General features: G+C 34.4%; 9 protein-coding genes and 2 tRNA genes. 3 read left to right on the top strand and 8 right to left on the bottom strand.

Annotation, left to right across the window (positions count from 1 at the left end; translation table 11 throughout):
* Positions 1 to 196 precede the first annotated feature (196 nt).
* The 6 genes from CQ046_RS07595 to CQ046_RS07570 all read right to left on the bottom strand — a co-directional run bounded on the left by CQ046_RS07595 (position 197) and on the right by CQ046_RS07570 (position 6,868).
* Complete coding sequence (locus CQ046_RS07595) at positions 197 to 1,414, bottom strand: site-specific integrase (protein WP_105701681.1); 1,218 nt, start codon at positions 1,412 to 1,414, stop codon at positions 197 to 199.
* Between the two features lie 245 nt (positions 1,415 to 1,659).
* A tRNA-Phe gene (locus CQ046_RS07590) sits at positions 1,660 to 1,732 on the bottom strand.
* A 279-nt stretch (positions 1,733 to 2,011) separates the two neighbouring features.
* Positions 2,012 to 3,361: a DUF3472 domain-containing protein gene (locus CQ046_RS07585; protein WP_105701680.1), complete on the bottom strand. Its 1,350-nt coding sequence runs from the start codon at positions 3,359 to 3,361 to the stop codon at positions 2,012 to 2,014.
* A gap of 222 nt (positions 3,362 to 3,583) precedes the next feature.
* A tRNA-Phe gene (locus CQ046_RS07580) sits at positions 3,584 to 3,656 on the bottom strand.
* A 109-nt stretch (positions 3,657 to 3,765) separates the two neighbouring features.
* Positions 3,766 to 5,607, bottom strand: coding sequence for a lysophospholipid acyltransferase family protein (locus CQ046_RS07575; RefSeq protein ID WP_105701679.1), 1,842 nt, complete (start codon positions 5,605 to 5,607; stop codon positions 3,766 to 3,768).
* Between the two features lie 22 nt (positions 5,608 to 5,629).
* Entirely contained in the window at positions 5,630 to 6,868 is a 1,239-nt protein-coding gene (locus CQ046_RS07570; RefSeq protein ID WP_105701678.1) for an aspartate kinase, read from the bottom strand.
* A gap of 324 nt (positions 6,869 to 7,192) precedes the next feature.
* Between CQ046_RS07570 and fbp the strand changes: the two genes are divergently transcribed.
* Both fbp and CQ046_RS07560 read left to right on the top strand, forming a co-directional pair.
* Positions 7,193 to 8,209: a class 1 fructose-bisphosphatase gene (gene fbp, locus CQ046_RS07565; RefSeq protein ID WP_034695188.1), complete on the top strand. Its 1,017-nt coding sequence runs from the start codon at positions 7,193 to 7,195 to the stop codon at positions 8,207 to 8,209.
* Positions 8,209 to 9,213, top strand: a complete 1,005-nt coding sequence (locus tag CQ046_RS07560; protein WP_105701677.1) for an o-succinylbenzoate synthase — start codon at positions 8,209 to 8,211, stop codon at positions 9,211 to 9,213. The genes fbp and CQ046_RS07560 overlap by 1 nt, the downstream gene beginning before the upstream one ends.
* Before the next feature lie 14 nt (positions 9,214 to 9,227).
* Here the strand turns inward: CQ046_RS07560 and CQ046_RS23520 are convergent, their stop codons facing one another.
* Entirely contained in the window at positions 9,228 to 9,395 is a 168-nt protein-coding gene (locus tag CQ046_RS23520) for a bacteriocin-like protein (RefSeq protein WP_164976724.1), read from the bottom strand.
* Positions 9,396 to 9,861: 466 nt separating this feature from the next.
* Here CQ046_RS23520 and CQ046_RS07555 point away from each other — a divergent pair, with 466 nt between their 5' ends.
* Positions 9,862 to 10,905 (top strand): ETX/MTX2 family pore-forming toxin, encoded by a 1,044-nt coding sequence (locus CQ046_RS07555; RefSeq protein WP_123906586.1) that lies wholly within the window; start codon positions 9,862 to 9,864, stop codon positions 10,903 to 10,905.
* 571 nt (positions 10,906 to 11,476) lie between these two features.
* On the opposite strand, the gene CQ046_RS07550 is transcribed toward CQ046_RS07555, so the two are convergent.
* Positions 11,477 to 12,277, bottom strand: a complete 801-nt coding sequence (locus CQ046_RS07550; protein WP_165790484.1) for an alpha/beta hydrolase — start codon at positions 12,275 to 12,277, stop codon at positions 11,477 to 11,479.
* Between the last annotated feature and the right edge of the window lie 103 nt (positions 12,278 to 12,380).

Here is a 12,380-nt window from a genome sequence, read left to right as displayed (position 1 = left end):
AGGATTTTACCACTTTTTTGCAATATCCTGTTTGAGGCTATTCACAACGATGCTGCAGCGAAAATCTTATCAATAAAGCGATGAGGAATGGGTACAAAATCACTCACTGATAGTTATAATTTCAATCAAAATTTATAAAAAAAGCTGTAAATTATATTTTTACAGCTTTTTTAGGTTCAAACTTAAATAGTATTTATCAATTTGCAGTTAATATATTTTTTAAGGCACTCATGTCTTCACTCACTTTTTTATCCAAAATCTTAGCATAATGTTGAGTTGTTTTAATGCTTTTATGTCCCAACATTTTACTCACACTTTCCATTGAAACATTATTCCCTAAAGTTACAGTTGTTGCAAATGTATGACGTGCCACATGAAAAGTAAGTTTTTTGATAATTCCACAATTCTCAGCAATTGTTTTTAGATACTCATTGACCTTTTGGTTAGTATACATGGGTAATAGTTTCTCCGAATTTGCAGTTAAGGGATGGCTTTTATATTTTCTAAGTATTTCCTCAGCTATAGGAAGTAGGGGGATATTCGATGCTGTTCTTGTCTTTTGTCTGTGGGTTTTAATCCAAAAATTACCATCTATTCCTTTAGAGATATGAGCTTTTGTCAGATTATTGATATCAATATAAGCCAATCCGGTATAACAGCTAAAAATGAAAATGTCTCGGACTAAATTTAAACCCTGACTAATAAAGTCTTTATCGCGGATCGTTTTTATTTCCTCTTCTGTAAGGAAGTTTGTGGTTACTTCATTAAATTTTCCTTTGTAGTACATTACTAAATCTTTTTCAATCCAATTATTCTGATAACAGGTTTTCAGAATTTTTGCCAAATTCTTAGTATGCTTCACCGTAGAGTTATTATTGCACTTTACTTTTGTACGAAGGAAGAAATCAAAATCATTGAGAAAAGCAGGCTCAATTTTTTTGATATTAATATCAGATTTTTTATAAGAATTCCATAGAAACTTTTTTAAATGAGCTAAACAAGTTTTGAAATTCTTCAGAGTAGCCACTGCGTATTCTTTTCCAATTAATTTCTCCATCCTGTTATTGTGGTCTTGAAAGATAGGAATCAAATAGCGTTCTATATCTTGTCTTCCTATTAAAAGATTCTTCACGTCGGTCGCATCAAAAGGTTCTCCTGATAAAATAAGGATTCTTTCGATTTCAAGGATTTTAGACGATAAAACATCAAAATACTTATTGACAGTGCGGGCCTCTTCAGAATTGCCTTTTAAACGACTTATTTCCGAATTCCATTTAGAAGGGTCTATGTTTTTACCTGTAGAGCATTCTGAACGTTTTCCATTGACGGTAATTCGTAGGTAAACTGGAACTTGATCATTGTTTTTTGCTTTGGATCTTTTTGCATAAAACAATACTGAAATTTTGGTTTTCATAATAATAACTTTAAAGGTTTAAAATAATTTCCGGTGACTCATTAATCAAGATGTTCAATTATTGAACAGCCTTGCTGATGAGACTTTCGAAGAAATTCGGTTACCTGAAAAATCAAAATTTGTAGGTCACCGAAAAGGTCACCTTTAATTTGAGAAAAAATGGTATATTTTGTTAAACCATTAAAATAAAAACCCCTCAAATCATACAATTTGAGGGGTTTTGTTAGAAATTGTCTCATTTCTAGTGGTTTCTCCAGGAATCGAACCAGGGACACATGGATTTTCAATCCATTGCTCTACCAACTGAGCTAAGAAACCATTTATGTTTTCGTTTATTACTTCGTTGTTTTAAAGTGATGCAAAAGTATAACATTTTATAATACCACGCAAGTTTTTATCTTTATTTTTTTGAATAAATCTATTGATATAGCCTGTTTTTGGTTTCAACGCTTTGTTCATCAATGATTTGGTGTAATTAATTTTTTTAATTTTTTAGAGATTTAAAATTAAATGATTCCAGTTCAAAGAAGAAGTTAAGACAAATTAAAAAAGCCAGCTCTTATAAAGTCGCTGGCTTAATTATTTTAGGTGATCATTTTAAGGAAGCGTCGAAAAATTAATATTCGGAGCCTGTGTAGGTGCTGTCACAGTAAACTGTGTGCCGGGAGCAACAACCGTATTAAAGAATCCTCCGTTTTGCAAAAAGAAAGCATTACCATTTGTTCCGCCCATTGCATCTATTCTTTGCTGTGCATTATAAGTATTATCTACACTGAACTTTGCTCCTGAAACAGCAAACCAGTTGCCATCTGAAGTTCTTACCCATTGATTTTTGAATTCCGCTTTTCTACCCTGATATCCATTTTCAGGATTGAAATTTTCAACAAAGCTATAGAAGCTTTTAAGATAAGTGCTGGTTTGAGGTCGTTTCCAGCTGGCTATCAGTTTCCACGTTGTAGCATCCGGAGATAAAAACCAGGCTGTGAAATCTGTTTTTCCAGTGCCGTCAGGTTCGCCTTTTAATAAGAATTTATAGGTTTGCCCTGCGACCCAGTTATACTTGTAATAACTTTGTCCACCAGATCCCTCGTTGCCGAATTCTCCAATTGTTACTCCGGTACCGGCTCGGTTCAGAATAATTTTATGATCAGGAGGAATATTATTCGGATCATCGGTTTCAAATGGGCTCCATACAGAGAATAGAATTCTTCTTTCTGTAGCAGAGTTGACCTGCATTCCAAAATATCCTGCACTGAAGCCATTGGCCATAAAATAAGAGCCAATCTTATCTTCTCCCACAGGTACTGTTACTTCATTGTAATAATAGCTCACATTGCTGGTCGTTGGAATTACATAATTAAGGTGGCAGGAAGGCCCTCTGCGTGCCCAATAATAGTAGGAAGGATCATTACTGTAAACATTGGTTCCTGTAGAAGCTGCTCCGCTGAAAGTAACATTGGTAACATCCGCAAAATATCCTCCTGTTTTTGAAACTCCCTGAAGATCAACTTTTACATAACCCGGAGTAGAAATAGTAAAATCTCCAACGGTATAATCTTTAGAAGTAGACCCTGTTAAGGTAACATTTTTGGAAGTACTGCCTATGGTTACTTTTACAACACTTGTGCCTGAAGGAACAGACGCTTTTAATCCAATGTTTAGCGTTCCCGTATTACTCACTCTGAAATAAGTACTGATTACAGTATTGGAATTCGTCCAGTTACCTAAGTTAGAGGAAGTGATAACTTCACTGGCACCAGAAGGTTTTACTGTTAAAAAAGAATTTCCAGCAACTGGTACGCTGAAAGACGATGCTTTCCTTAAAGCAGAAGCGTCTTTTTGTGTTGCAGCAGTATCCTCTGATATCAAAGTATTTTCTGCACATGATTGAAAAACGAGTAGGGTGGCGATACCCAAAAAAGTATCGGTTAATAATTTAATTTTCATAATAGGATTTGTAATTAGGTTTGTCCTACTAAATTAAGTCTTACTTGTCAAATAAAAAAATAATTCCCATCGTTTTGATTAATTTTTTTTGTGTTTTAAACAATAATACTCATTAAAATGAATTATATTAATTTTTAATGTTTCCGGAAAGAATAAAATGTGGCAAAAGAGCTAGAATATAAAAAACAAAAAAACCTCTAAAATGAATTAGAGGTTTTAAAGTGGTTTCTCCAGGAATCGAACCAGGGACACATGGATTTTCAATCCATTGCTCTACCAACTGAGCTAAGAAACCATTATATTTTTGTTTGACTTACTTCGTTGTTTTAAAGTGATGCAAAAGTAGTAAGATTTAGTATACAAAGCAAGTATTCATCGTACTTTTTTTGAATAAACTTAAAAACTTACTGATTATCAGCCGGATTATTTTCCTGTTCTTTTCTGATCTGTTCGCTCATCTCTTCCAATACCGGTTTAATCGTGTTTTCCGGAAGATCACTGATTCGGATATACATCAACCCGTCAATCGCATCATTGAAGTTTGGATCCACGTTGAAAGCGATTACTTTAGCGTTTTGCTTGATGTATTTTTTGATCAGAACAGGAAGTCTCAATTCAGGTTCAAGGTCATCAATAATTTTGTCCAGCTTGTTAAGGTCAGATTCCATTTCCTCAAAGAAAATATTTTTATCTCTGTCGCGAAGCTTTACCTTGTATTCATTTCTTGGAGTGATATATTGAGCTACCGCGGAATCAAAATAATTGGAACGCATAAACTCGATCATCAGTGATTTTGAGAATTCCGAGAATTTATTGGAAATACTCACACCACCCATCAGGAATTTGTGATCAGGATTTCTCAGGCATACATGCACAATTCCCCTCCATAAAAGGAAGAGTGGAAGCGGTTTCTGCTGATATTCCTGGCAGATATAGGCACGACCCATTTCAATCACCTTTTTGAAGAATGGATGAATGTCCTGCTCAAACTCAAATAAAGAGCTTGTATAGAAACCTTTAATGCCATATTTCTTCATTACTTCTCTACCTAATGCCATTCTGTAGGCACCCGCCAGTTTTTTCTCACCGTTATCCCAAAGGAACAGGTGGTGGTAATGCTTATCATATTCATCAAGGTCAAACGGAAGATTACTTCCTTCACCTACCGCACGGAACGTAAGTTCTCTCTGGCGCCCGATTTCCCTCATAATAGAAGGGATTTCTTCGTAAGTCGTGAAGTAGATTTCATAATTTCCGTTGCTGAACAGCATTTTATCAGTTCCTCTCAGTTTGTCAACATCTTTAATGATGTCTTCCACAGGAGTCTCGTCAATGATATTCTGAACAATATTTTCTTCTTTAAGTAAAGGAAATTTTACAGACAGGTTTTGAAGATTGATGCTTTGAGCAAGAGATTTTCTCTTTTCATAGTAAGATTTCATCATATAGACCTTACGTTTCAGAAACTCTCCCAATTCCTCAATGGTCTCCATTTCATCCATTGCCTTTACAGTAATAGGACGCCCGATTCTGATTCTGATAGGCTTTTCTCTGTCATTCATCATTTCTGCGGGAAGCATCAATGTCTGTAAATTCGGATGAAGCTTAGCCACCTGATAAAAAAGTCGGCTGTTCTTTGCATGAAAATACATAGGAACTACCGGCACTTTAGCCATTCTGATAAGCTTAAGTGCCGTTTTTTCCCATTCTTTATCTAAAATTTCTCCATAAGGATTGTTCTTGTTAGAAACTTCTCCTGCCGGGAAAATACCTACACAGCCTCCGTTTTGCAAATGCTTGAGTGTTTCACGCATTCCTGAAGAGCTACTGTAAGCTTCTTTTCTGTTTTCAAAAGGATTTACAGCGATTACGTACGGTTCCATAGGCTTGATTTTTTCCAAAAGGAAATTTCCCATCACCTTGAAATCCGGACGAACCTCTGATAAGACCTTGCACATCAGAATTCCGTCAATAGCACCCAGCGGGTGGTTGGAAACCAGAATAAACGGTCCCGTTTTCGGAATCTTTGCCAGATCCTCTTCAAAAGCTACATAGCTTAGGTTTCTTTCTCTCACAAATGAGTCGAAAAAGTCTTTGCCTTCCTTATCTTTTAGTTTGTCGTATAGTCTATTTACTTCATTTATTTTAGCAATGCTCATGACAGCAGATGCTACCGGGTTCTTGAGGAACCCAAGTTTACTTAAGCCGGAAGCTTTGATCAGATCGTTTTTCGAAATTAAACTCATGTGTGTTTAGTCGCAATTAATATTATTGTGTTACCATTTGAAGCGTATTCTTAGAAATTTGTTCTAACAATACATTCTTTTCATGGTAAAATTTATCAATGTGATCCATCTTCGCATTTCTTACTGTGAATAAAGATACATTTTTAATCGCTTCGGTTTTAAAAATTTTTTGAAGCTCTTCGTTGAGCTCATCAATATGATTAAACTTATCCTCAAGGCACAGTGCCAGGGAGATCGCAGAATTCTGCATTAGTGAAACTTTGATCTTATATTTAGATAAAAATCCGAAAATTAAGCTCATATGATCTTCTGCAATAAAAGAGAAGTCTCTTGTTGAGATTTTCAAAAGATCCTGATTTTCTTTTAAAATATAAGATTCTTCCTGTTGGTTTTTGTCGGAAGCACCTACTTTTGTTCCTTCTTTAGTAGGATCCACGAAAGATTTTACATAAAAAGGAATATTTTTTTGTTGTAGCGGCTGCAATGTTTTTGGGTGAATAACGCTAGCTCCGTAATACGCCATTTCAATCGCTTCTTCATAAGAAATATTGGAAAGAAGAGATACGTCGTTGAATTTTCTTGGATCTCCGGTCATTACTCCCGGTACATCTTTCCAGATTGTCATTGCTTCAGCATTTAAACAGTAAGCAAAAATAGCAGCAGAGTAGTCAGAACCCTCTCTTCCTAATGTTACCGTAAAATTATTGTCGTCAGAACCTATGAATCCCTGAGTTACGTAGCAGATTTCAGGATTAAGATTGGAGATGAATTCTTCCGTTCTTGCCCAGTCTACAGCACCTTCTCTGTATGAATTATCTGTTTTTACATAATCTCTGGCATCTAGCCATTGATTTGTAAATTGAATTTCATTCAGATATTCACTCAAAATTTTAGTAGAAATCATTTCTCCGCAGCTTACCACCTGATCATAAACAAAGTTGTAGTTGGGAGACTTGTTTCTTCTTAAAAAAGAATCAATGTCATCAAAAAATAGATTGATTTCAGAAAAAACCGCATGATTTTCAGGAAAAAGTCCTTCCGCAATCTCAATGTGTTTTCGTTTTATCTTTTCAATCTCAGTTTGATAGTTATCCTTTTTGAAATAAAGTTCTACAACTTTTTCCAACTCATTCGTCGTCTTGCCCGTTGCTGAAATTACCAGCAAGCATTTGGCAAATCCCTGGCTTTTTAGAACCATAGACACGTTTTTCACACTTTCAGCATCTTTTACTGATGCTCCTCCAAACTTGAAAATTTTCATTAAATTGTTAAAAATAAAATTGTTAGATAAAAAATTACATGAGTTTTTTACGGACGTCAAAATTATAAATTTACAACGAGATATGAAATAGCCCAGCGAAGAGATAGAATTAAGATTTCCTTAAAATCAACAAATATTGAAATAATCTGGATTTTTCATCAGTCTGATGTAACAAATTCGGAGGCATAATTTTCAGCAAAGACTTGGTATTATGCCATGTTATGCTTGTATCGTGTTGAAATACAGTAATTAACCTCTTTTTTAATTAAATTTTCTTAATGCGATAAATTTTCCGAAATTTGGGCAAAACGTAAAAAGAAAAATATGTCAAATCAACCATTACAGACTTTAGGAGAATTTCTTATAGATAAGCAGGACGATTTTCAGTATTCTACAGGTGAATTTTCTCGTCTTCTAAGTGCAATAAGATTGGCTTCGAAAGTGGTAAACAGAGAAGTAAATAAAGCCGGAATTGTAGATATTACAGGCGCTGCAGGAAACCAAAACGTTCAGGGAGAAGAGCAGCAGAAATTAGACGTTATCGCTAATGAAATTTTTATTACGGCTTTGTCTCAAAGAGAGGTTGTTTGTGGTATTGCTTCTGAAGAAAATGATGATTTTATCGATATTAAATGCGGTGAAAATGGTCATTTAAGCAAATACGTAGTACTTATCGATCCTTTGGACGGATCTTCCAATATTGATGTTAATGTTTCCGTAGGAACTATTTTCTCAATATACAGAAGAGTTACTGAACCTGGAACTCCGGTACAGTTGGAAGACTTTTTGCAGAAAGGAATCAATCAGATTGCAGCAGGATATGTAATTTACGGTTCTTCTACCATGATTGTGTATACTACAGGAAATGGCGTAAATGGATTTACATTAGATCCATCTTTAGGGACGTATTATCTTTCCCACCCGAATATGACTTTCCCAAAAACAGGTAAAATCTATTCTATCAACGAAGGAAATTATATCAAATTCCCTCAGGGAGTAAAAAATTATCTTAAATATTGCCAGATGGAAGAAGGAGACCGTCCTTACACCTCAAGATATATCGGTTCTCTGGTAGCAGACTTCCACAGAAATATGCTGAAAGGTGGGATTTATATCTATCCTTCTTACTCACAGGCTCCGAATGGTAAATTAAGACTCTTATACGAATGTAATCCTATGGCATTCCTTGCAGAACAGGCAGGAGCAAAAGCAACCGATGGATTCAGAAGAATTCTTGAAATAGAACCTACAGAACTTCACCAGAGAATTCCTTTCTTCTGTGGAAGTATTGAAATGGTAGAAAAAGCGGAAGAATTTATGCGTATCGACAGCGTAAAATAATGGAAGCAAAATATTTACAATATTTATTACAATTTAAACGCCCGAGTGGAACATCTCGCGGCGTTTTGCTTGATAAAGAAACCTATATTCTTACTATTTCAGAAAACGGAAAAAAAGGAATAGGGGAATGTGCCATTTTCAGAGGACTCAGTTTTGATGACAGACCTGATTATGAAAACAAATTAAAATGGCTTTGTGAAAATATCAATCAGGATGTTGCTTTTTTGAAAGAAGAACTGAAAGAATTTCCGTCAATTTGGTTTGGGTATGAACAAGCTGTTCAGAATTTGAAATATGGTGATAATCTTTATTTTCCAAGTGAATTTACCGAAGGGAAATCTGCTATTACCATCAACGGTCTGATATGGATGGGCGATGCAGGGTATATGGAAGAACAGATTCAGGAGAAGCTGGAAAAAGGATTTCACTGTATTAAATTAAAAATCGGAGTTGATTGGAAATCCGAACATATTATTCTTCAAAAATTAAGGGAAAAATTTTCCAAAGATCAGCTGGAACTTCGTGTAGATGCTAATGGAGGTTTTAATAAAGATGAAGCAGTTATTGTGTTGCAGCAGCTTGCGGATCTTAATATTCATTCTATTGAACAACCCATTAAAGCCGGAAACTGGAATGATATGGCAGAATTATGTGCCAAAACACCAACTCCGATTGCTTTGGATGAAGAACTGATCGGAATTATTGATTCTACAAAAAAGAAGCAGCTTTTAGAAGTAGTTAAGCCTCAATATATCATTTTAAAGCCTGCATTAGTAGGAGGTTTTTCCGGTTCGGATGAATGGATTTCCCTGGCTGAAAATCAAAATATTGACTGGTGGATTACGTCAGCGCTGGAAAGTAATATCGGTTTGAATGCTATTGCTCAGTATACATTTACCAAAAAAAATCCAATGCCTCAAGGTTTGGGCACTGGAGCTTTATTTGTCAATAATTTTGAATCTGATTTAGAACTCAGAAATGAGCTGCTTTGGTTCAAAAAATAATGTTTAAAAGTTAATTAGCATAATGGTGGTGGCGAATCCGGACATGTAGTCTGGCCACAGTAGTCTGGTCCCCATGATCTGCAGCACATAGCAACCGGGTTCCAGCTATTACATCCAAGAGGTGGTCTTCCTCCTTTGATCGTTTTTAATTCTCCTCTGTTGATTTTTTTTAGATTTTTCATGTTATTAATTTTATTTGATTGATAAGTAAATGTCGAAAACTTTTTTCAATTATACAACATGTAGGGAGTTATTTTGTAATATTTAACTTAATTGTGAAAATTTTATATTACATTGTGGAATAATAGAAATAGTTTTCTGACGATCTGATGCAGAGAGTATAGCTCTTTTAAACTGACTTTATAATACTTTAGTCTCTTGTACGGAGGTAGTGGTATCACATTTTGCATTCTTCCAGCTTTTTCCATTTTACTTTATTTTCTGAATTACCACAACACTTGTTGTTGGTATTAATTTCTTCTTTTTTAATGTCCAGAACAGCAATTATTCATTCCTATGTGCCTAATATTAAAAAAATATTAGAAGCACATTAAAATTCGATTAGAATTGGATTAGAATTTTGCAACAAAGTTGCATTTTGTGGTGAGACAATTTAAATTTACTGGACAAATTAAAAAGAATATTAAAATGAAAAACAAAATCAAGTTTAGAAATACCCTTAAAACAATTAGCGCGGGATTTCTCATTGTATTTTTTGTCTCGTCTTGTACAGGAAATGACAATATCGATGACACAAAACCAATTTCAGCATCAGGGGATATTGAATCAGGGCTACAAAGTTCTAAAATTAGTGAAGCAGATTTGTTAAAAGCCGGTTGGACAGTTGTTAAAGATATTAAATCTTCTTTTTCGGCAAAAAATGCAGATGTTTATTCTAAGAATGGAACAACTTCTGGAGAACAAAAGTTTAAATTAACTGCTCAACACCTAAGTCAATTAGGTTACGATGTCAATAACCCTAAAGCCATTTTAGAGAAATTCATTTTTAGGGATATACGTCCGGATGGAGTTAATTTTAATTCAGAACTTAAGGTGGGTGATGTTTCTAACCAGGAAACGGGTGACGCCCATGTTCTTTTAGGGAAACCTTCAGTAGAAGTAGTAAGTGAAGATTTTCAAATGCCTGATGAAGCGTATGTGACTGAGGTAATAAACAATGGTGATAAGGAGACAACTCTTACCAAAAAATATACATATAAGCAAGGATATAAAACCACCTGGCAGCGTAAGGTGAGCGGATCTCTTAAGGTAGGAGCAAAGCTTTCAATTGGAATTCCTACTGGCTTTTATAAAGGTGAGGTATCAACAGAAGTAACAGTAGGCGGAGAAACTACTGATGGTACTGAGACGTCAACAGAAAAAACGATCGAAGATGCAATTCCAGTTCCAGTTCCGGCACATTCAAAAGTAAAGGTTGCTATCATAACGAAAATAACAAAATCAACAGTAAAATATTCTGTTCCTATGTCAGTTATGGGAAGTGCCTGGACAAATTATTATACTAAAGTGGATGATCACTATTTCTGGGGGCTTCCTGCTTCCGGAGTAAATAATAGTGGAGTTAGTAATTATGGCTTAACACATGGAAATTTAACATCTGAAGCAGGTGAGGCAGCATCTATCGCTAGTGTAGAAACTAAAATTATCATAAGCAAACCTGAGCCATTATAAGAGAAATATATAATTTAAAATATAAAAGATTTTTATTGCATTTAAATTATTGAAATTAGAATCTTTTATGGTAACAGAAAACGAGATTAAAAATTAAATATTAATGAAAAGACCCGAAATAAAATCGGGTCTTATTTTGTTTCTATAATAGAGCAATCTGAAGTTTTATTACTATGATCCAGATTTAATTATTTGATAATATATGCATGACTGATAGTAGATACAAATGTATGAGACTTATCAAAAATTAAGTCAGATAGGAAAACACGAAAATACATTCCTGCATTTGACTTGTAGGAATAATAAATTATAGGTCGGCTCTGTTTAAAGGATAAAGTAGTTGTTGGGTCGGATAGTTTTTTGTTTAAGGTTATTGACTCAGTTAAATCACATCTTTTACGAAGATGGCCTTCTTTATATAGTTTAAAATATAAGAAAACCTTTTTTTAATCTGTTCCATAATAAAAAATTGTAATTCCCTATAGATTGAATTGGCAATCTTTATGCCATACTATAAAAGTGAATTAATTTTAACGTATAGTTATTTTTTAAGGATTATTTTAATTATTTGTTAAGAAATAATTGTGAAAATATTTTCGTTATCTTTTGATCTGTTGGAGATTAGGTTTCTGTCTATTCCGTTCAGATTCTGGAAGATATCATTTTGTACCTGCGAGCTGGAAAGGTATCCCCAATGATTTCCCACTTCATATTTTAGGCTGTTAAGCAGATCATCCTTTACAAATGTACAGTCGATAATAGACACAATATCTTTGAATTGGTCAATATCACTTGGACCATTTTTACCAAGTCTTGGGGTGAGGATATTTTTCGTAAACTGAGAAGCTCCCAGAATGAGATCCTGCCTGTTCAGATAAATGGAAATCCGGTTGGCTAATAATGGCAATTTATTGTATGAATCTTCGGAATCTTCAAATACTTTATAGCTTACATCTGCATTCAACAATAAAACCTGGTCAATTACGCGCAGTATATTCTCTCTTTTAAGACTGTAAAGCATGCTTTGAAGCACTCTGTTTCCCAAAGAATGAGCCATGATATGAATTCTCTGATTGCAGGGTTTAAGATCCCGGTTGGAAAAAATATCTTTTAAAAACTGGGTATAGAAATAAAATATTCTCATCAGAGATGTCCCGGAATTAATACTGGAAGCTTTATCGTCAAAATAACTTAAAGGAATCATACTTACTGAGGCTGGCCAGCTTACGAACAAAATATGTTCTACAGGCGATGCTGGATTATCAATGAATATCTTCTTAAGATCAAGAATAGCCTTTAATTCATCATTAAAATCATACAGATACCCATGGATAAATATCAGTACATCACTTCTGTCTTTGGTGGAAGACATATTTTTGTACAATTCGTAGAACATTCGGTATTGTTAAATAATTATAGATAATTGCTTGTTAAGTTTCAAAAATAAGAGCTTTAATGATATTTCCATCATATGC

This window comes from Chryseobacterium sp. MYb7 (genome assembly GCF_002979455.1).
Lineage (GTDB): Bacteria > Bacteroidota > Bacteroidia > Flavobacteriales > Weeksellaceae > Chryseobacterium.
Note: the sequence above shows the minus strand (reverse complement) of the source record. Positions and strands in the feature narration are given on the sequence as shown.